Annotated in this window: 17 protein-coding genes and 1 pseudogene; 10 read left to right on the forward strand and 8 right to left on the reverse strand. The window is 72.9% G+C overall.

Annotated features, from left to right (window positions below; translation table 11 throughout):
* The first annotated feature begins 136 nt into the window (after positions 1 to 136).
* Positions 137 to 1,507: an MFS transporter gene (locus AB0924_RS11955; RefSeq protein WP_366911295.1), complete on the forward strand. Its 1,371-nt coding sequence runs from the start codon at positions 137 to 139 to the stop codon at positions 1,505 to 1,507.
* A gap of 1 nt (position 1,508) precedes the next feature.
* Positions 1,509 to 2,927: an OFA family MFS transporter gene (locus AB0924_RS11960; protein WP_358927921.1), complete on the forward strand. Its 1,419-nt coding sequence runs from the start codon at positions 1,509 to 1,511 to the stop codon at positions 2,925 to 2,927.
* 143 nt (positions 2,928 to 3,070) lie between these two features.
* Here AB0924_RS11960 and AB0924_RS11965 read toward each other — a convergent pair whose 3' ends face one another.
* The 4 genes from AB0924_RS11965 to AB0924_RS11980 form a co-directional block, all read right to left on the reverse strand.
* On the reverse strand, positions 3,071 to 3,748 hold the full coding sequence (locus AB0924_RS11965) for a GntR family transcriptional regulator (protein ID WP_358928096.1): 678 nt from the start codon (positions 3,746 to 3,748) through the stop codon (positions 3,071 to 3,073).
* Positions 3,749 to 3,890: 142 nt separating this feature from the next.
* Positions 3,891 to 4,838 carry a beta-ketoacyl-ACP synthase III gene (locus AB0924_RS11970; RefSeq protein WP_358927919.1) on the reverse strand — a complete coding sequence of 316 codons (948 nt, stop codon included), beginning with the start codon at positions 4,836 to 4,838 and terminating at the stop codon, positions 3,891 to 3,893.
* 139 nt (positions 4,839 to 4,977) lie between these two features.
* On the reverse strand, positions 4,978 to 5,106 hold the full coding sequence (locus AB0924_RS11975) for a hypothetical protein (RefSeq protein ID WP_358927917.1): 129 nt from the start codon (positions 5,104 to 5,106) through the stop codon (positions 4,978 to 4,980).
* Positions 5,081 to 6,409, reverse strand: a complete 1,329-nt coding sequence (locus tag AB0924_RS11980) for an OFA family MFS transporter (RefSeq protein WP_358927915.1) — start codon at positions 6,407 to 6,409, stop codon at positions 5,081 to 5,083. The genes AB0924_RS11975 and AB0924_RS11980 overlap by 26 nt, the downstream gene beginning before the upstream one ends.
* A gap of 230 nt (positions 6,410 to 6,639) precedes the next feature.
* On the opposite strand from AB0924_RS11980, the gene AB0924_RS11985 reads away from it, so the two are divergent.
* Genes AB0924_RS11985 through fdhD form a run of 5 tightly spaced genes read left to right on the forward strand, consistent with a single transcriptional unit; the run spans position 6,640 to position 13,068 of the window.
* Positions 6,640 to 7,611: a 2-dehydropantoate 2-reductase gene (locus AB0924_RS11985; RefSeq protein WP_366911296.1), complete on the forward strand. Its 972-nt coding sequence runs from the start codon at positions 6,640 to 6,642 to the stop codon at positions 7,609 to 7,611.
* The gene (locus AB0924_RS11990) at positions 7,608 to 9,527 is read left to right on the forward strand and encodes a molybdopterin-dependent oxidoreductase (RefSeq protein WP_358927910.1); all 1,920 of its coding nucleotides are present in this window, start codon (positions 7,608 to 7,610) and stop codon (positions 9,525 to 9,527) included. Before AB0924_RS11985 ends, AB0924_RS11990 begins: the two co-directional genes overlap by 4 nt.
* 4 nt (positions 9,528 to 9,531) lie before the next feature.
* Entirely contained in the window at positions 9,532 to 11,355 is a 1,824-nt protein-coding gene (locus tag AB0924_RS11995) for an NADH-ubiquinone oxidoreductase-F iron-sulfur binding region domain-containing protein (RefSeq protein ID WP_358927908.1), read from the forward strand.
* The gene (locus AB0924_RS12000; RefSeq protein WP_358927906.1) at positions 11,352 to 12,212 is read left to right on the forward strand and encodes a 2Fe-2S iron-sulfur cluster-binding protein; all 861 of its coding nucleotides are present in this window, start codon (positions 11,352 to 11,354) and stop codon (positions 12,210 to 12,212) included. The genes AB0924_RS11995 and AB0924_RS12000 overlap by 4 nt, the downstream gene beginning before the upstream one ends.
* Before the next feature lie 7 nt (positions 12,213 to 12,219).
* Positions 12,220 to 13,068, forward strand: coding sequence for a formate dehydrogenase accessory sulfurtransferase FdhD (gene fdhD / locus AB0924_RS12005; RefSeq protein ID WP_366911297.1), 849 nt, complete (start codon positions 12,220 to 12,222; stop codon positions 13,066 to 13,068).
* Positions 13,069 to 13,252: 184 nt separating this feature from the next.
* Here the strand turns inward: fdhD and AB0924_RS12010 are convergent, their stop codons facing one another.
* Together AB0924_RS12010 and AB0924_RS12015 are read right to left on the reverse strand one after the other, a co-directional pair.
* Positions 13,253 to 13,780 carry an isochorismatase family protein gene (locus AB0924_RS12010; RefSeq protein WP_358927902.1) on the reverse strand — a complete coding sequence of 176 codons (528 nt, stop codon included), beginning with the start codon at positions 13,778 to 13,780 and terminating at the stop codon, positions 13,253 to 13,255.
* Between the two features lie 19 nt (positions 13,781 to 13,799).
* The gene (locus AB0924_RS12015; RefSeq protein WP_358927900.1) at positions 13,800 to 14,237 is read right to left on the reverse strand and encodes a MarR family transcriptional regulator; all 438 of its coding nucleotides are present in this window, start codon (positions 14,235 to 14,237) and stop codon (positions 13,800 to 13,802) included.
* A gap of 124 nt (positions 14,238 to 14,361) precedes the next feature.
* On the opposite strand from AB0924_RS12015, the gene AB0924_RS12020 reads away from it, so the two are divergent.
* Together AB0924_RS12020 and AB0924_RS12025 are read left to right on the forward strand one after the other, a co-directional pair.
* The gene (locus AB0924_RS12020; RefSeq protein WP_366911373.1) at positions 14,362 to 15,279 is read left to right on the forward strand and encodes a zinc-binding dehydrogenase; all 918 of its coding nucleotides are present in this window, start codon (positions 14,362 to 14,364) and stop codon (positions 15,277 to 15,279) included.
* A 141-nt stretch (positions 15,280 to 15,420) separates the two neighbouring features.
* A complete protein-coding gene (locus tag AB0924_RS12025; RefSeq protein ID WP_366911298.1) occupies positions 15,421 to 17,319 on the forward strand; it encodes a sialidase family protein in 1,899 nt (632 codons plus the stop codon).
* A 91-nt stretch (positions 17,320 to 17,410) separates the two neighbouring features.
* Here AB0924_RS12025 and AB0924_RS12030 read toward each other — a convergent pair whose 3' ends face one another.
* Complete coding sequence (locus AB0924_RS12030; RefSeq protein ID WP_366911374.1) at positions 17,411 to 18,445, reverse strand: bile acid:sodium symporter family protein; 1,035 nt, start codon at positions 18,443 to 18,445, stop codon at positions 17,411 to 17,413.
* A 142-nt stretch (positions 18,446 to 18,587) separates the two neighbouring features.
* Here AB0924_RS12030 and AB0924_RS12035 point away from each other — a divergent pair, with 142 nt between their 5' ends.
* Positions 18,588 to 19,466, forward strand: coding sequence for a LysR substrate-binding domain-containing protein (locus tag AB0924_RS12035; protein ID WP_366911299.1), 879 nt, complete (start codon positions 18,588 to 18,590; stop codon positions 19,464 to 19,466).
* On the opposite strand, the pseudogene AB0924_RS12040 reads toward AB0924_RS12035, so the two are convergent.
* Positions 19,448 to 19,711 (reverse strand): annotated as a pseudogene (locus AB0924_RS12040) (hypothetical protein); the annotation flags it as partial. The gene AB0924_RS12035 and the pseudogene AB0924_RS12040 overlap by 19 nt on opposite strands.
* Positions 19,712 to 19,845 lie beyond the last annotated feature (134 nt).

The following is a 19,845-nucleotide window of genomic DNA, read 5'->3' on the forward strand; positions in this document are numbered from 1 at the left end:
GGGGCGGCTCATGAGGTGAGTGATGTGGGGCCGGCCGGCGGTGCGCGTCGGCCGGCCCCGGGACCCGTGCGCGCACGAAAGGCATTGGACAGGGGGCGCTGGCCAGAACTTTCGACGCAAGGGGTGCAGCCGCAGCATGGAAACCACCGATCCACCCGCCTCCCTCCTGTACAGGGAGGTGAGGGACCGCAGGGGCCGCGTGTACCGGGTCGGCGAGAGCGCCGCCGAGCTGACGGGCCGCGGCCGGATCTGGATGGCCGTCCTGCCCTGGGTGGGCACGACGGGCATCGCCTGCGCCGCGTACGTGTTCGTCGCGGCACAGAACTCCCTGGCCGGAAGCCGCCGTTGGGACGCCGGCTTCCTGTGGCCGGCGGCCCTGTGGGCGTTGTCCCAGATGGCCGTCGCCCTCCCGGCCGGACGGCTGCGGGAGAGCGGCCGGCTCTCCGCCCGAGCGGCCGTGACGGCGGGAGCGTTCGGCGCGTCGGCCGGGTGTCTCACGCTCGCCCTCGCGCCGGGCCCGACGGCCGCGCGGCTCGCGTCCGCCGTGCTCGGCGGCGCCGGTGCCGGGCTGGTGCACGCGACCTGTCTGACGCTGCCGGGCAAGTGGTACCCGGAGCGCCGGGGCGGTCCGACCGGCTTCGTGGCCAGTGGGCTCGCGTTCGGCGCCGTACCGCTTCTCCCCGGCCTCGGGGCGCTCGGCGCAGGGGCGGACCGGCCTGCCGTACCGGCCCTGACGGGCGCCGCGGTGTGCCTGGTCGTGGCGGCGGCCGGCCGGCTCCTCCGGGACCCGCCGCGTGACTGGTGGCCGCCGCACGCCGACCCGCTCACGGTGCCCGCCGATCCGGTCGCCCGGCGCGTACGGGAGAAGAACCCGCCCGCCGTACGTCAGTACTCGCCCCAAGAGGCCGCCCGTACCCCGGTGTGGTGGCTGATGTGGCTGTGCCTGCTGGGCGCGGCCGGGGTGACCGTGCTCGGCCTGCGCCTGCTCACGTCGTACGGCCGGGTGCTGGGGCAGGACGACGGGACCTGGTGCGCGGTCGTCGCCGGCGGTGTGGTGTCGGCGGGCGCCGGGGCGCTGTCCGACCGTCTGGGACGGCGCACCACCCTGAGCGCGGTCTGTCTGCTGCTGGGCCTCGCGCAGTTCGGGGCGGCGCTCGCGGGCCGGACGGGCAGCGGTCCGCTGCTCCTCGGCTGCGCGGCGGCCACCGGGCTGGCCGGCGGGGCGGCCCTGGCGCTGGTCACCGCGCTGGCCGCGGACCACTTCGGTGAGAACCACAGTGCGGGCGTCCATGGACTGCTCGCCGTCTCCTGGCTCCTCCCGGTTCTGGCCGGCTTCGGCACGAGTGCCGCCGCGGCCGCCGCCCGGGACCCCCGAGGGGCCTTCCTCGTGGCGGGCTGCACCGCGCTCGCCTGCGCCGTACTGGCGCTGTTCCTCAAGGCTCCGGGCCGTCCCAGTGCCCGGCGCATCGTCCCCAATCCCCACCCTCTCGGCGAGGAGATGGCCTGAGATGACGGCTGATCCGATGGCAACAAGGAACACGCCGGCCGATCCCGGCGCGGCGCACCGCTCGTACCGTGAAGTCACCGACTCCCGGGGGCGGGTCTACCGCGTCGGCGAGACGGACCGCGACATACTCGGCCACTCGCGCAGGCTGATGGTGTACCTGCCGTGGATATCGATGATGGCCATCAGCGTCTCGGAGTACGCCTACGGCTCCGCCGAGGACACCCTGTCCGCGGCGCACGGCTGGACGCAGAGCAACACGTTCTGGATCCTCAGCGTCTGGGTGTTCTTCCAGGCGGGCATCGCGTTCCCGGCCGGGTGGCTGCGCGAGCGGGGGATCCTCACCGCGCGCCGGGCGATGTACACCGGGGCGGCGATGTGCCTGCTCGGCTTCCTGGCGCTCTCCCACTTCGACGACGTGGCCCTCGCCATCACCGGCTTCGGCGTCGTGGGCGGTCTCGGCTCGGGGCTGATCTACGCGACCTGTATCAACATGGTCGGCAAGTGGTTCCCGGAACGACGCGGAGCGAAGACCGGTTTCGTCAACGGCGGCTTCGCCTACGGCTCGCTGCCGTTCATCTTCATCTTCAACTACGCCTTCGACACCGGGAACTTCGACGAGGTGCTCGACCTGATCGGCGTCTATGTACTGATCGTGGTGGCGGTCTGCGCGTTCTTCTTCAAGGACCCGCCGAAGAACTGGTGGCCGGCCGACGTCGACCCGCTGTCGCACTCCGGTAACGGCAGAAGCGCCGCGAGCCTGGCCAAGAATCCGCCGGCGGTACGGCAGTTCACGCCGAAGGAGGCCATCAGGACCGGCATGCTGCCGCTGATGTGGATCACGATCGTGATGACCGGTGGCGTCTCGATCTTCGGTATCTCCTTCCAGGTCGACTTCGCCAAGGAGATCGGCTTCGGCCCGCTGGTCGCGGCCTCCTCGATGGGTGTCATGGCCGTCATCAACGGTGTCGGACGTGCCGTGGTCGGCTGGCTGTCGGACCTGTGGGGCCGCAAGACAGCCCTGATCTTCGTCATCGTCGTGCTGGGCCTCGCCCAGTTCGGCGTCATCTGGGCCGGTGACATCAAGAACGAGTGGCTGTTCCTGTTCTTCGCCTTCCTCTCCGGCTTCGGCGGCGGTGCCTTCTACCCGATGTTCGCCGCGCTGACCCCGGACTACTTCGGCGAGAACTACAACGCCACCAACTACGGCCTCGTCTACAGCGGCAAGCTGATCAGCGGCCTGTTCGGCGGCGGACTCGGCTCGATGGTGGTGGGCGCCTGGGGCTACAACGGCGCCTACGCGCTGGCCGGCGGCGTGTCGATGGTGGCCGCCGCGATCGCCCTGTTGCTGCGGCAGCCGGGCCGGGACGGCGGGCCGGCACCGGCACCGGAGCCGGAGCCGGAGCCGCGGCCGGCCGCCTGACGGCCGGGCCGCGGAGCCGGGTGCGGGTGACGGTCCACGAGGCCGTCGCCCGCACCGGTGTCACGCGCTCCGGCCAGGGCCTGCCGCCGGCCCCGGACGCCGGAAGCCGTACGCCGAGGCTTCCGGCGCCGGACCCGGCCCGGTCAGCCCGTCTCGCGCTCGTGGTAGGAGCGGCGGGTGTGTTCGGTGTGTTCCCGCATCAGGTCGGCGGCTCGCGGGGCGTCGTGGGCCGTGATGGCGGTGATCAGCTCACGGTGCTCGATCCAGGACTGGCTGCCGCGCCGGCGGGCCACCGGGGTGTAGTACCAGCGCACCCGGCGGTCGACCTGGGCGGCGAGTTCGGCGAGGACCGCGTTGCCGGCCAGGTCCATGATCTTGGCGTGGAAGGCGGCGTTCAGGGCGACCGCGCGGTCCACGTCGTCGTCGGCGACCGCCCGCTCGCCCTGGGCGCACAGCTCCTCCAGGGCTTCGGTGCCCTTCCGGTCGGCGTTCAGGGCGGCGAGCCGGGCCGCCTCCGCCTCCAGGAGCGTACGGACCGTCAGGAGCTGGTCGGCCTCCTCCTCGGTCGGCTCGTGCACGAACGCGCCCTGGGCGGGCCGCAGATCGACCCAGCCCTCGGTGTTCAGCCGTTGCAGCGCCTCGCGCACCGGCTGGCGGGAGACGCCCAGGTGCCCGGCGAGTTCGCTCTCCACCAGGTGCTGGCCGGGCCGCAGGGCGCGGGTGGTGATGAGTTCCAGCAGGGCCTCGTAGACGCGGTCGCGCAGCGGTCCGGGTCGTTCGAGTCTGGGTACGGCTCCCTGCGGCAGTCCGGTCGACAACATCACGGTCCCCCTCCTCGGCAGGCCGGTGCACAGCCGTGCGCCCATGGAGCCAGTATCAATTGTCTATCGTCTACAGTCTACTGCGCACAAAAGGCCAGGGGCAGGGGGCGTCGAACGCGTCACACGCCGGTGCGCGCCGGCGTCAGGGGCAGCGGACGACCTGTCCCGCGTACGACAGGTTGCCGCCGAAGCCGAACAGCAGGGCGGCGTCGCCGCTGCGGACCGCGCCCTGTTCGAGCAGCTTGGACAGGGCGAGCGGGATGCTGGCCGCCGAGGTGTTGCCGGACTCGGTGACATCGCGCGCGACGACGGCGTTCACGGCGCCCAGCTTCCGCGCGAGGGGCTCGATGATGCGCAGGTTGGCCTGGTGCAGGACGACCGCGGCGAGGTCGGCGGGGTCGAGTCCGGCTCTCTCGCAGGCGCGCCGGGCGATGGGCGGGAGCTGGGTGGTGGCCCAGCGGTAGACGCTCTGCCCCTCCTGCGCGAACCGGGGCGGGGTGCCCTCGATGCGGACCGCGTTGCCCATCTCCGGCACCGATCCCCACAGCACCGGACCGATCCCGGGCTCCTGGCCCGGCGCGCACGCCTCGACCACGGCGGCCCCGGCCCCGTCGCCGACCAGGACGCAGGTGCTGCGGTCGCTCCAGTCGGTGACCTCGGACATCTTGTCGGCGCCGATGACCAGCGCCCGGGTCGCGGCGCCCGCCCGTACCGTGTGGTCGGCGGTGGCGAGGGCGTGGGTGAACCCGGCGCAGACGACGTTGACGTCCATCGCGGCGGGGCGCGGGATGCCGAGGCGGGCGGCGACCCGGGCCGCGGTGTTCGGGGAGCGGTCGATGGCGGTGGAGGTGGCCACCAGCACCAGATCGATGTCAGCGGGCGTGAGCCCGGCGGCGGCGAGTGCCTTGGCGGCCGCGTGCGCGGCGAGTTCGTCGACCGGCTCGTCGGGGCCCGCGATGTGCCGGGTCCGGATGCCCACCCGGCCGCGGATCCACTCGTCGCTGGTGTCGACCATGCCGGCCAGGTCGTCGTTGGTGAGCACCCTGGCGGGCTGGTAGTGGCCGATGGCCGCGATGCGCGAGCCGTGCATGTCGGGGGTCCCCCTCGTTGCCGTGGGTAGCGGGATCCCCCAGTCTGGCCAGTGACTCGCGAGTACGGCGGCAGGCGAGGGCACAGGAATCGGGCATCCGAGTTGTCGGCTTCCGTCACACCCTCGGACGCCCGAACATTCACCCTGTGAACAACTGCGTGGCCTTCCGTACCAGCTCGTACAACCCGTAGGCGAGCGGTGCGCCCACCCACAGCCAGGCGAGGAGGATCAGGCCCGGCCGGCTAGGCGGGCTGCTGTCGCTGGGCATCTGCTGCCTCCCTCGGGGCGGGGACGTGGTGGCGTACGTGCACGGGACGGACGAACTCGTTGGCGACGAATCCGACGACCAGCAGGCCGATCATGATGCCGAAGGACAGGCCGTACAGCGACGCTCCGTGCTTCCCGGCCTCCTCCTGCCGGTCGGCGATCCAGTTGACGATGAGGGGTCCGAGCACCCCGGCCGTGGACCAGGCGGTGAGCAGCCGGCCGTGGATGGCGCCGACCTGGTAGGTGCCGAAGAGGTCCTTCAGATAGGCGGGGATCGTCGCGAAGCCGCCGCCGTAGAAGGAGAGGATCACCAGCGCGCACAGCACGAACAGCGGCTTCGAGGCGTCCCCGAACAGCGCGATCAGCAGGTACATCACGGCACCGGCACCGAGGTAGACGCGGTAGATGTTCTTGCGGCCGATCCGGTCGGAGGCGGAGGACCAGCCGATCCGGCCGGCCATGTTGGCGGCCGACAGCAGCGCGACGAACCCGGCGGCCGCCGATGCCGACACCGGGGTGGAGCTGTCGGCGAAGAAGTCCGTGATCATCGGCGCGGCCTTCTCCAGGATGCCGATGCCCGCGGTCACGTTCATGCACAGCACCACCCACAGGCACCAGAACTGCGGGGTGCGCACGGCGCCGCGGGCGGAGACGCGTACGCCGGTGTCGGCGGCCGGTCCGCCCTCGGCCGGCCTCTCGGCGCGCGGCACGCGCACGAGCAGCACGCCGAGCGTCATGAAGACGGCGTACGTCAGTCCGTGCACGAGGAAGGCGAGCGCGATCCCGGAGTGGCCGGTGCCGAAGGACTCCAGCATCTGCGCCGACCAGGGCGAGGCGATCAGCGCGCCGCCGCCGAAGCCCATGATGGCGATGCCGGTGGCCATGCCGGGCCGGTCCGGGAACCACTTGATCAGGGTGGACACGGGCGAGATGTAGCCGATGCCGAGGCCGATCCCGCCGACGAAGCCGTAGCCGAGGACGATCAGCCAGTACTGCCGTGTCTCGGCGCCGAGCGCGGAGAGCAGGAAGCCGGAGGAGAAGCAGACGAGGGCCACGGTCATCGCCCAGCGCGGGCCGTTGCGCTCGACCAGCGTGCCGCCGAACGCGGCCGACAGGCCGAGCATCACGATCGCGAGCTGGAAGGGCAGCGCGCTGCGGGTGCCGTCGAGATGGAGTGCGGACTCGAGCGGCGGCTTGAACACGCTCCAGGCGTAGGCCTGGCCGATGGACAGGTGGACGGACAGGGCGGCGGGCGGGACCAGCCAGCGGCTCCAGCCCGGGGGTGCGACAGGGGGGCTGCTCATGACGCCGAACGGTAGGACTGGTTCCGGAAGTTGAGAAGACGCGCCGTCGACCGTATGCGGTGAACGGTATGCGGACCGCGCTCAACGGTCGCCGCGCGAACCCTTGCCGGACCCTCCTCCATACTGTAGACAATATTTCGTCGACAGGATTCGGCCTGACCCGAGTCGCGGGCCGAAGGCCCTCAAGCCCCCACCTCCGCGGTATCCCTCGACCGAACGGAGTGCTCCCTGTGAAAGTCGCAGTCCTCGGCGCCGGTGCGATCGGCGCCTACGTCGGTGCCGCGCTCCACCGCGCCGGCGCCGATGTGCACCTCATAGCCCGTGGACCGCATCTCGCGGCCATGAGGCGGTACGGAGTAAGGGTGTTCAGTCCGCGCGGTGACTTCACCGCGCACCCCGGCGCCACCGACGACCCCGCCGAAGTGGGCCCGGCCGACGTGGTGTTCCTGGGCCTGAAGGCCAACGCGTACGCGGCGTGCGGGCCGCTGATCGAGCCGCTGCTGCACGAGCGCACCGCGGTGGTGGCCGCCCAGAACGGCATCCCCTGGTGGTACTTCCACCGGCACGGCGGCCCGTACGACGGCCGGCGGATCGAGAGCGTCGACCCGGGCGGCGCGGTCAGCGCCGTCCTCGCGCCCGAACGGGCCGTGGGCTGCGTCGTCTACGCGGCGACCGAACTCCAGGCGCCCGGCGTCGTACGCCACCTGGAGGGCACCCGGTTCGCCATCGGCGAGCCCGGCCGCGGCCTCTCCGCCCGCTGCCTGGACTTCAGCGAGGCGATGCGGGCCGGCGGCCTGAAGTGCCCGGTGGAGCGGGACCTGCGCGGTGACATCTGGGTCAAGCTGCTCGGCAACATCTCCTTCAACCCGATCAGCGCCCTGTCCCGGGCCACGATGCGGCAGATGTGCCTGCACGGCGGCACCCGCCGGGTCATCGAGACCATGATGCGCGAGACCCTGGCCGTCGCCGAGGCACTGGGCTGCGAGGTCGGCGTCTCCGTCGAACGGCGGCTCGCGGGCGCGGAACGCGTCGGCGACCACCGCACCTCCACGCTCCAGGACCTGGAGCGCGGCAGACCGCTGGAGCTCGACGTGCTGCTCGCGGCCGTCGTCGAACTCGCGGAGATCACCGGTGTGCCCGTGCCCACCCTGCGCACCGTGCACGCCATCTCGGACCTGCTCGCGCTGAGGAGCGCCGCATGAGGAACCGGCAGCCCAGGACGTACACCCGGCTCACCCATCCGCTGGTGCGCGACTCGCGCGACGAACCGCTGAGGCGCGCGAGCTGGGAGGAGGCACTGGACCGCGCCGCCCGGGGCCTCGAACGCAACCGGGGCGCGTTCGGGATGTTCTCCTGTTCGCGCGCCACCAACGAGATGAACTACGTGGCCCAGAAGTTCGCCCGGGTGGTGATGGGCACCCACAACGTCGACTCCTGCAACCGGACCTGTCACGCGCCCAGCGTCGCCGGGCTGTCGGCCGCGTTCGGATCCGGCGGCGGCACCTCGTCGTACGAGGAGGTCGAACACACCGACGTCGTCGTGATGTGGGGCTCCAACGCCCGTTTCGCGCACCCGATCTTCTTCCAGCACGTGCTGAAGGGGATCCGCAACGGCGCCCGGATGTACGCGGTCGACCCGCGGCGGACGTCCACCGCCGAGTGGGCGGAGAGCTGGCTGGGGCTGAACGTGGGCACCGACATCCCGATGGCGCACGCGATCGGCCGGGAGATCATCCACGCCGGCCTGGCCAACGAGACGTTCATCGAGCGGGCCACCTCCGGCTTCGAGGAGTACGCGAGGCTGGTCGAGCCGTGGACGCTGTCGCTCGCGGAGAAGGTGACGGGCGTGCCGGCCCCCGCCATCAGGGAGCTGGCGCACGCCTACGCCCGCGCCGAACGGGCCCAGTTGTGCTGGACGCTCGGCATCACCGAGCACCACAACGGCACCGACAACGTGCGCGCGCTGATCAACCTGTCCCTGCTCACCGGCCACGTCGGCCGCTACGGCTCGGGGCTGCAGCCGCTGCGCGGGCAGAACAACGTGCAGGGCGGCGGCGACATGGGGGCGATCCCCAACCGGCTGCCGGGCTTCCAGGACATCCTCGACCCGGACGTGCGGCGGAAGTTCGAGTCCGCCTGGGGCACCGTCATCGAGCCGCGGCACGGGCTGAACCTGACGGAGATGTTCGAGGCGATGGAGCGGGGCTCGCTGCGGGCGGTGTACTGCGTCGGGGAGAACCCGGCGCAGTCGGAGGCCGACAGCGAACAGGCCGTACGGCGGCTGTCCGGGCTGGACTTCCTGGTGGTGCAGGACATCTTCCTCACGAGGACGGCCGAGTTGGCGGACGTGGTGCTGCCGGCGACCGCCGGGTGGGCGGAGACGGAGGGCACCACCACCAACAGCGAGCGCCGGGTGCAGCGGGTGCGCAGGGCGGTGACCCCGCCCGGCGAGGCCCGCGAGGACATCGACATCATCTGCGAGCTGGCCTCCCGGCTCGGCCACGACTGGAAGTACGCCGACGCGGAGGCCGTCTGGAACGAGCTGCGGTCGGTCTCACCGGACCACTACGGGATGACGTACGAGCGGCTGGCCGAGCACCAAGGCATCCAGTGGCCGTGCCCAAGCACCGAGCGGATCGAACCGGTCTACCTGCACGGCCGGTTGTGGGAGACGGACCCCGAAAGGCGCGGCCTTGCGGCGCCTTTCGGACTGGTCCAGCACGATCCGCCGGTGGACCTCACGGACGAGGAGTACCCGATCCGGCTCACCACCGGACGGCGCCTGGACTCGTACAACACCGGTGTGCAGAGCGGGGGTTTCGCCTCTCCGCTGCGGCGCGGCGAGTACGTCGAGCTGTGCCCGGAGGACGCCGAGCGGTACGGCGTCGTGGTCGGCGAGCAGGTGCGGGTGGCCTCGCGACGCGGGTCGGTGCTGGCGCCGGTGTGGATCGACACCGCGCTGCGGCCCGGCCTCGCCTTCATGACCATGCACTTTCCCGACGAGGTGGACACCAACCGGCTGACGATCGAGGCGAACTGCCCGATCGCGGGGACGGCGGAGTTCAAGGCGTCGGCGATCCGGATCGAGAAGCTCCCGGCCACGACGTACATGAGGTGAGGGCGTGGATCTGCACTTCGGTGACAGCAAGCCGACGGACGAGGAACGCGCGGCGGTCGACGCGCTGCTGGGTCCGCCGGAGTCCTCCTGGGAGGGGGCCGACCGTACCGACGCCGATCTGCGGTGGGCGCGCGGCGGCCGGGCGGCCCGGGACCGGCGCGATCTGCTGCTGCCGGGGCTGCACGCGATCAACGACCGGATCGGCTGGATCAGCGAGGGCGCGCTCGGCTACCTGTGCCGGCGGCTGACCGTACCGCCGGCGGAGGCGTACGGCGTGGCCACCTTCTACGCCATGTTCTCGCTGCGGCCGCGCCCGGCGACCGTGCTGCACGTCTGCACCGACCTGGCCTGCACGGCCGCCGGGGCGGGCGAGCTGTACGCGGGGGTGGAGGCGCTGCTCGGCCCCGGCAGCGGGGTGAGCGTCGAGCGCTCCCCGTGCCTCGGCCTGTGCGAGCGCGCCCCGGCGGCGCTCGCGATCCGGGCGGGCGACCCGGTGCGCACCGCCGTGGCGGCACCGGCCACCGTCGGGGCGGCCATGGACGCGGCGGTCGGGCCCGACTCGGCGCCCGGGGAGCCGCCGGCCGTCCGGGCCGTGCCGCAGGCCGGACAGGAGGACCTGCTCCTGCTGCGCCGGGTCGGCGTCGTCGACCCCTCCTCGCTGGACGACTACCGGGCGCACGGCGGCTACACGGCCCTGCGCCGGGCTTTCGAACTGGGCCCCGCCGGGGTGATCCGGGAGGTCACGGACTCGGGTCTGGTGGGGCGGGGCGGCGCCGCGTTCCCCACCGGCCGCAAGTGGCAGGCCACGGCGTCGCAGCCGGGGCATCCGCACTACCTGGTGTGCAACGCCGACGAGTCCGAGCCGGGCACCTTCAAGGACCGGGTGCTGATCGAGGGCGACCCGTACGCGCTGGTGGAGGCGATCACGGTCGCGTCGTACGCGATCTCCGCGCACCGGGCCTTCGTCTACGTCCGCGGCGAGTACCCGCGGGCCCTGCGCCGGCTTCGGCACGCGATCGGGCAGGCTCGGGCCCGCGGGCTGCTCGGCGACGACATCCTCGGCCAGGGCTACGCCCTGGACATCGAGATCCGGCGCGGTGCCGGCGCCTACATCTGCGGCGAGGAGACGGCGCTGTTCAACTCGATCGAGGGCCACCGGGGCGAGCCCCGCTCCAAGCCGCCGTTCCCGGTGGAGCAGGGCCTGTTCGGCAGGCCGACGGTCGAGAACAACGTGGAGACGCTGGTCAACGTGCTTCCGGTGCTGGAGCTGGGGGCACCGGCGTACGCCGCGATCGGCACCGGCGCCTCCACCGGACCCAAGCTGTTCTGCGTCTCGGGCAGCGTGGAGCGGCCGGGCGTGTACGAGCTGCCGTTCGGCGCGACCCTCGGCGAGCTGCTGCGGCGCGCCGGGGTGCGGGAGGGGCTGCGGGCGGTGCTGCTGGGCGGCGCGGCCGGCGGTTTCGTACGGCCGGACGAACTCGGCCTCCCGCTCACCTTCGAGGGCACCCGGGAGGCCGGGACCACGCTCGGTTCCGGTGTGGTGATGGCCTTCGACGGCACCGTCCCGCTGCCCCGGCTGCTGCTGCGCATCGCCGAGTTCTTCCGTGACGAGTCCTGCGGGCAGTGTGTGCCGTGCCGGGTGGGGACGGTACGGCAGGAGGAGGCGCTGCGCCGGATCGTGGACCGCACCGGGGCCGGGGCGGCCGACGACATCGCCCTGTTGCGCGAGGTGGGCCGGGCGATGCGGGACGCCTCGATCTGCGGTCTCGGCCAGACCGCCTGGAACGCCGTGGAATCCGCGATCGACCGTCTGGGGGCGTACGAATGACCGTCACACCGCTGGGGATCCCGCGCCGGCTGCTGGAGTTCACCGTCGACGGCGAGCCGGTGCGGGTGCCGGAGGGCTCCACCGTCCTGGACGGGTGCCGGGCGGCGGGCAAGGACGTCCCGACCCTGTGCCAGGGCGACACGCTGCGGCCGAGGAACGCCTGCCGGGTGTGCGTGGTGGAGCTGGAGGGGTCGCGGACGCTGGTCCCGGCCTGCTCCCGCCGGGCCGAGCCCGGGATGGAGGTGCGGACCGGCACGGAGCGGGCCCGGCACAGCCGCAAGATCGTCCTGGAGCTGCTCGCGTCCTCGGTCGACCTGTCGACGACCGCCGGAGCGGCCGGGTGGATCAAGGAGTACGAGGCGAAGCCGGACCGGTTCGGCCCGGACGCCGCGCGGCTGAACGAGGAGCCGAGAATCGACAACGAGCTGTACGTGCGCGACTACGCCAAATGCGTGCTGTGCTACAAGTGCGTCGACGCCTGCGGGGAGCAGTGGCAGAACACCTTCGCCATCGCGGTCGCCGGCCGGGGCTTCGACGCTCGGATCGCCGTCGAGCACGACGGACCGCTGACCGATTCGGCCTGTGTGTACTGCGGGAACTGCGTCGAGGTGTGCCCGACGGGTGCGCTGTCCTTCAAGTCGGAGTTCGACATGCGGGCGGCGGGTACCTGGGACGAGTCCGGGCAGACGGAGACGACGACGGTCTGCGCGTACTGCGGAGTGGGCTGCAACCTCACACTCCATGTGCAGGACAATGAGATCGTCAAGGTCACCTCACCGCACGACAACCCGGTGACCCACGGCAACCTCTGCATCAAGGGCCGTTTCGGCTACCAGCACGTACAGAACCGGGGCTGATCAGAACATGGGACGAGTCACGGAACGCCGCAAGGTCCTCCGCATCCGGGACGGGGCGGTCTCCACCCGGCCGGACACGCTAGTCGCCGAGGAACCGCTGGAGATCCGGCTGAACGGCAAGCCCCTCGCGATCACCATGCGCACACCGGGCGACGACTTCGCGCTGGCGGCCGGGTTCCTGGTGAGCGAGGGCGTGCTGGGCACGGCGTCCGACCTGCTGAACATCGTGTACTGCGCGGGGGCGACCGCGGACGGCTCGAACACGTACAACGTGGTCGATGTGAAGACCGCGCCGGGCGTGGCGCTGCCCGACTTCAGCCTGGAGCGGAACGTGTACACGTCCTCCTCGTGCGGTCTGTGCGGCAAGGCCAGCCTGGACGCCGTCCGCACCACCACGCGCTGGCCGATCGCCGACACTCCCCCGGTCCGGGTCACGCCCGAGCTGCTGGCGGGCCTGCCCGACCGGCTGCGGGCCGCTCAGCGGGTCTTCGACCGCACCGGGGGTCTGCACGCGGCGGCCCTGTTCGGCGAGGACGGGGAGCTGCTGGACGTACGGGAGGACGTGGGCCGGCACAACGCGGTCGACAAACTGGTCGGACGTGCGCTGCAGCACGGCGACCTGCCGTTGTCCCGCACGATCCTGCTGGTCTCGGGCCGTGCCTCGTTCGAGCTGGCGCAGAAGGCCGTGATGGCGGGCATTCCGGTGCTCGCGGCCGTGTCGGCGCCCTCGTCGCTGGCGGTCGACCTGGCCGCCGAGACGGGTCTGACCCTGGTGGGCTTCCTGCGGGGCAGCTCGATGAACGTGTACGCGGGCGAGGACCGCGTCGCCCTGCCGGCCACGGCCGCGCAGGGCTGACCGGTTCCCCGCGGCACGGCGGCGGGGCCCCTGCCGGCGGGGAGCGCCCCCTGCGCCGCGGGGGTCCCGCTGATCGACCGGCCGGTCAGCCGCGCGTGCCGCGCGGTCGGTCAGGCACTCCACCCCACGTGAGACGCGGTCGACCGGCCTCTCCACCCCACGTGAGACGCGGTCGATCGCCAGCTCAGCCGCGCGTCAGGCGCAGGTCCCGCGCCTTGACCACCGTGCCCAGCCGCGGGAAGTCGAGCCGGACCGACGCCTCGTGCTCGGGGGCGGTGAGCGCGGCCATGGCGTCCTCGACGAAGACCAGGTCGTAGCCGAGGTCGGCGGCGGCGCGGGCGGTGGACTCGACACCGAGGTTGGTGGCGATGCCGCCGAACACCAGCGTGCGGACGCCGCTTTCGCGCAGCCGCTCGTCGAGGCCGGTGCCCTGGAAGCCGCCGATGGTGCGCTTGACCACCTCCACGTCGCCGTCCCGGCGCAACCCGGCCACAAGACCGCTGCCGGGCGGCTGTTCGGCGACCGCGGGGCGTTCGACCCGGATCAGCACGACGAGCGCCCCGGCCGCGCGGAACGCGGTGGCCAACTCCTCGGCGGTGGTGAGCACCTCGGTGCCCTTGCGGGGTTCCAGGGGCAGCGCGACGACGCGGTCCATCAGGTCGACGAGGACGAGGGCGGTGCGCCGGGGGTCGAGCGCGGGGGCTGCGGTCATGACGGAACGTTAACCGCCGTCAGCCGACGGTGCCGGAAATCCGGATCAACAGGCCCATGAACTGATCGCGTTCAGTCGTCGACAGCGGGGCGAGCAGTTCGTCGTTGGCCTCGCGGGCCGCCTTCTCGCAGCGGACGAGCAGGCGGGCGCCGTCCTCGGTGAGGGACACGGCGTTCTTGCGCCGGTCCTTCGGGTCGGGGGCGCGCAGGACGAAGCCGGCCGACTGCAGGTCGTTCAGGACGCCGACCAGGTCCTTGGCGTCGAGGCCGACCCCGCGGCCGAGGTCGGCCTGGGCGACCGGCGCCAGGTCGCGGACGGCGGACAGGACCACGTGGTGCCACATCTTCATGCCCTCGGCGGCGAGGGCGTCGGTGACCAGGGCGCGGCCACGCGCGGCGGCCCGGCCGAGGACCCAGCTGGGCAGGGCGCGGATGGCGGGGAGGGGTGCTTCGGCCATGAGCGCAGCCTAGCCAGAAATCCTTGGACTCCCCAACGAATCTTCCAGTACCGTTGGGGCCACCCACGAATTCATGGGTGTCCCCAACGACTCGCCGGGCGGGGTCCGGCGCCTGGAGGCTGCGATGCGCCGTGTCCGCTATGAGTCCACCGGCGGTCCGCTGTTCGTGGAGGAGACCGCCGTTCCCGAGCCCGGCGCCGGTGAGCTGCTGGTGCGCTGCGAGGCGGTCGGCGTCACGCTGCCCGTCGTCCGCAAGGTGACCGAGTCCGCCGGGCCGGTGCCGCTCGGCGGTGAGATCGCCGGCGTGGTGGTGGCCGCCGGCGAGGGCGTGACCCGCTTCCGGGCCGGCGACCGGGTGACCGGGCTGTGCTTCGGCCACGGCTACGCCGACTTCGCCCTGCTGCACGAGGCGATGGCCTCCCCCGTCCCCGACGGCGCGACCTGTGTCGACGCGGTCACGCTGGTGCGCAGCGGGCTGGTGGCCCTCGGCGCGCTGCACGCGGCGGGTCCGGTGCGCGGTGAGACGGTGCTCGTCACGGCCGCGGCGAGCGGGGTCGGGCAGCTCGCGGTGCGGCTGGCGCGGGTGCGGGGTGCGCGGCGGGTGGTGGGCGCCGTCTCCGACCCGGCGAAAGCGGGCTTCGTCCGCTCGCTCGGCGCGGACGACTGCGTCCGGTACGGCGACGAAGGGTGGGGAGAGCCGTACGACTGCGTACTGGACGCGGTCGGCGGCGATCTGCTCACCCCCGCTCTCGCCGCGCTCGCGCCGCACGGCCGGCTGGTCGCCTACAGCTCCGGCGGCGGCACGATCCGGGCGTACGACCTGCTGGTCGGCGCCAAGTCGGTGATCGGCTTCCAGATGGCGCTGATCGCCCGCGGCCGGCCGGAGCTGTACGACCGGTGGCGGCGGGAGCTGTGGCGGCTGTTCGCCGACGGCACCCTGAAGCCGGCCGTGCACGGCGCGTTCGCGCTGGAGGACGCCGCGAAGGCGCACGAGGCGATCGCCGCACGGGCCAATCTCGGCAAGGTCGTCCTGCGGCCGTAGCGGCGCGGCGGACTTCCGGTGCCGCACGCTTCTTGTGGGGCGCGGGGGCCCCAACTACCTTCGATAAGGCGCACGTTGGACATGGGATGTCCGGATATCCGCATGTCCGGATGTCCGGCCGAGGAAGGGCAGGCCCCACCGATGCCGTCAGGTCCCCGCGCCCGTCTCAGATCGTTGCTTCGCGCCCGCTTCCGAGGTGCGCTGATCCTCACCGTCGCCACGGCCGCGCTGCTCGTGGTGCCGGCCCGGCCCCACCCGGCCCACGCCCAGCCCGTCGGCCGGGCGGCCGCGTTCGAGCAGCGGATCCTCTTCAAGGCCGCCCAGGACCCCGGTTACGCCTGCTTCCGCATCCCGGCGGTCGTGCGGACGGCCGACGGCTCGCTGCTGGCCTTCGCCGAGGGCCGCGTCCTCAACTGCGGGGACGCGGCCGACATCGACATCGTGCTCAAGCGCTCCACCGACGGCGGTCGCACCTGGGGCCCGCTGACGGTGGTCAACGAGGGCGCCGGCGACACCCACGGCAACCCGGCGCCGGTCGTGGACCGGGACACCGGCCGGGTCTGGCTGGCGGAGACGTACAACACCGGCCGTACCGACAGCGCCGGGTGTGCCGTGCCCTGCGACCGCACCCCCCACCTGCAGTACAGCGACGACGACGGCCGCACCTGGTCCGAGCCGCGTGACCTGAGCCCCGAGATCCTGCCCGCCGACTGGAACTCCTGGTACGCGACCGGGCCGGTGCACGGTGTCCAGCTGACCCGCGGCCGGTACGCGGGCCGGCTGGTGTTCGGCGTCAACACCGAGACCTGGGACGGCAGCCGGGTCACCGCCAACCACGCGGCGCTCGTCGTCAGCGACGACCACGGCGGCCACTGGCGCGTCGGCGCCACCGACACCTGGCCGATCGCCGCCGACGCCACCTTCCGGCAGAAGCCCTCCGAGCTCACCCTCACCGAGCGCACGGACGGCTCCGTGCTGGTCAGCGGCCGGGAACAGGACGGCACCGACCTCGGCCACCGCACCCAGACCGTCAGCCGGGACGGCGGCGGCAGCTTCGCCGCGCCCTTCCACGGCCTGCCGGACCTCTACACGCCGCAGGTCCAGGGCGCCGTGCTGCGCCTGGGCGACCGCCTCCTGCTCTCCTGCCCCGCCGACCCCGACCGCCGCCGCACGATGATGATTCGTTCCTCCTACGACGGTGGCCGGACCTGGGACAGCGTGGACCGCGGCACCGTCGTCACCACGGACTGGTCCGGCTACTCGGACCTGGTGCGGGCCGGCCGCGACACCGTGGGTCTGCTCTACGAGGGCGGGACGGCCGACGCGCGCGACGAGATCCGCTTCGCCCGCTTCACCGAGGACTGGCTCGCCCCGCGCCGCGGCCCCGACCCGCACACCGCCGACCTGGCCCCGCACGGGCGCCCCGCCGCGGTGCTCGGTGGCGCCGCGCGTACGGACGGCGTGTCCGGCGGCGCGCTCCGGTTCGACGGCACCGACGACGCCGTACGCCTGCCCTTCCGCACCGGGCTTCCGCTCGGCGCCGGGGACTTCACCGCGTCGCTGTGGTTCCGCTACACGGCGGCCGCCGGGGAGCAGCCGCTGCTGTGGATGGGCGGCATCGGCACCAGCCAGCCCCAGGTGTGGCTGCGCGGCGAACCGGCGAACGGCAGGGTGCAGGGCCTCATCACGGTGCGGGACGGCGCGGCCGCGCCGCGTACCGCGTACGTGCGCACCGCGGCCGCGTACAACGACGGCGAGTGGCACCACGCGGTGCTGCGCCGGGGCGGCGGCAGGCTGTCGCTGTCCGTCGACGGTACCGAGGCGGCCGCCGCCGACGTGCCGGGCTCGGTCAGCCGCAACTCCCCCTTCGGGGTGCACATCGGCGAGCGCATGGACAGCCGCGCCCACTTCACCGGAGCGATCGACGAGGTGCGCGTCTGGGACCGCGCCCTGTCCGATCCGGAGCTGTCCGACCCGAAGGTGCCGCGGTCCCCGAAGGACACCGTGCTGTGGCTGCCGCTGGACCGGGTCGGCGGCTGACGGCGGGCACCGGGGCCACGGCTGTGGCGGGCACCGGGGCCGCTGCCGGCGACGGACCCGGATCGGCGGCCGGCGGTCGACCGGGCGGGCCTCAGCGGGAGCCGGTGCCGACCGTGGTGCGTGAAGCCGCGGCCGGCCCGGCCGGCGCCTCGGCGGCCTCCGGGTCGTGGGCGCGCCGCTTGGCGATGACCGCGCACACCATGAGCTGCATCTGGTGGAAGAGCATCAGCGGCAGCACGGCCAGAGAGGCGTGGGCGCCGAACAGGACGCTCGCCATGGGCAGCCCGGAGGCGAGGGACTTCTTCGAACCGGCGAACTGGATCGCGATCCGGTCCGCCCGGCCGAACCCGAGCGCCCGGGCGCCGTACCACGTCAGCAGCAGCATCACGGTCAGGAGCACGCCCTCGACGGCGAGCAGCGCGCCCAGCCGGACAGCGCTGACCTGGCGCCAGATGCCCTGGGTCATGCCCTCGCTGAACGCCGTGTAGACGACCAGCAGGATCGAGCCGCGGTCGACCAGGCCGAGCACCTTCCTGTGCCGGGCGACGAAACCGCCGATCCACCGGCGCAGTACCTGCCCCGCGACGAACGGCACCAGCAGCTGCAGCACGATCTTCACCAGCGAGTCGGCGGAGAACCCGCCGCCGCTGCTGCCCAGCAGAGCGGCCGCCAGCAGCGGGGTCGCGACGATGCCGACCAGGGAGGAGAACGAGCCGGCGCAGATGGCGGCGGGCACGTTGCCGCGGGCGATCGAGGTGAACGCGATCGACGACTGGATCGTGGACGGCACCAGCGTCAGGAACAGCAGCCCCTGGTACAGCGGCTGGGTCAGCAGCACCGGGACCAGTCCGCGGGTGGCCAGGCCGAGCACCGGGAAGACCACGAAGGTGCAGGCCAGCACGGTGCCGTGCAGACGCCAGTGGCGCAGGCCGTCCAGCGCCTCGCGGGTGGAGAGCCGGGCACCGTAGAGGAAGAACAGGAAGGCGATCGCCGCCGTGGACGCCCCGGAGGCCACGTCCGCGCCCGTGCCGTGGGCCGGGAGGAGCGCCGCGAGCCCCACCGTGCCGATCAGCAGCACGATGTACGGGTCTATCGGCATCCAGCTCGGCCAGTGCGGGCGTTTCACGGTGCTCCACTCGCTGTTCGTCGGGTACGTCCACGGGCCCGGAGGGGCCCTCTCCATCGTCCTCCTCCCCGCGCCGATCGGGAATCCGGCATACCACTCTGACTGTCATCGCAATCTGCGATGACCACGCTAGGCTGCCGGTGTGTACGACCCCACCCAGCTGCGCACCTTCCTGGCGGTCGCCCAGACGCTGAGCTTCACGCAGGCCGCCCGGCGTCTTGGGCTGCGCCAGTCGACGGTCAGCCAGCACGTGCGGCGGCTGGAGGACGCCACCGGCCGCCAGCTCTTCGCCCGGGACACCCACTCGGTGGAGCTGACCGAGGACGGCGAGGCCATGCTGGGCTTCGCGCGCCGGCTGCTGGACGTGCACGAGCAGGCGACGGCGTTCTTCACCGGCACCCGGGTGCGCGGGCGGCTGCGCTTCGGCGCCTCGGAGGACTTCGTCCTCACCCGGCTGCCGGAGATCCTGGAGCGCTTCCGCCAGGACCATCCCGAGGTCGACCTGGAGCTGACCGTCGAGCTGTCCGGCACCCTGCACGAGCGTCTCGCGGCGGGCAGGCTGGACCTGGTACTGGCCAAGCGGCGGCCCGAGGATCCGCGCGGCGAGCTGGTGTGGCGCGACGACCTGGTGTGGATCGGCTCCGAGAACCTGCGCCTGGACCCCGACCGCCCGGTCCCGCTCATCGTGTATCCCCCGCCGGGCATCACCCGGGCCCGCGCCCTGGAGGCGCTGGAGGCCCAGGGCCGCGAGTGGCGGATCGTGTGCACCAGCGGCAGCCTCAACGGCCTCGTCGCCGCGGCCCGCGCCGGGCTGGGTGTCATGGCCCACTCCAGGCGCCTGATCCCGCCGGGCCTGTTCCGGCTGCCGGAGCGTCCGTCGCTGCCGGAACTGGGCAAGGTCGACTTCGTCCTGGTGCACGGCAGGCGCCGGGGCGCCGCGGACGCCGCCGCGAACGCGCTGGCGGCGGCGATCCTGACGGGTGGCGACCGGCTGCACGGACGTCAGCGTGCCGGGCGCTGATAGGTGAGCTGCTTCACCCGCCGCGGGAACGGCGTGGTCTCCACGTGCTGGACTCCCGCCGGCCGGCCGAGTGAGCCGCTGAGGTAGGCGTACAGGCCGCGAGCCGGTCCGGCGGGAGCCGGGAGCGCGGGACGCAGGGCGTCGATCTGCTCGTCGCTGAGCGCGGCGAACTTGCTCACCCAGCCGATGGGGCCGCCGTAATAGCGGTGCAGGATCTGCTGGGCGGGGATCTCCACCACGCTCGGGGGAGGGCGGTCCCCGTTGCCCGGGGGACCGCCCTCGCGGCCGTCCGGCCAGGTCCGCAAGCGGTAATCGCGTCGTACAGATTCGGTGGAGATTACGGCCCCGTAAGTTACTGACTCGTCAGTATTGTGTCCGG

The sequence above is a fragment of the Streptomyces sp. NPDC047869 genome (assembly GCF_040704065.1).
Classification (GTDB): Bacteria; Actinomycetota; Actinomycetes; order Streptomycetales; family Streptomycetaceae; genus Streptomyces.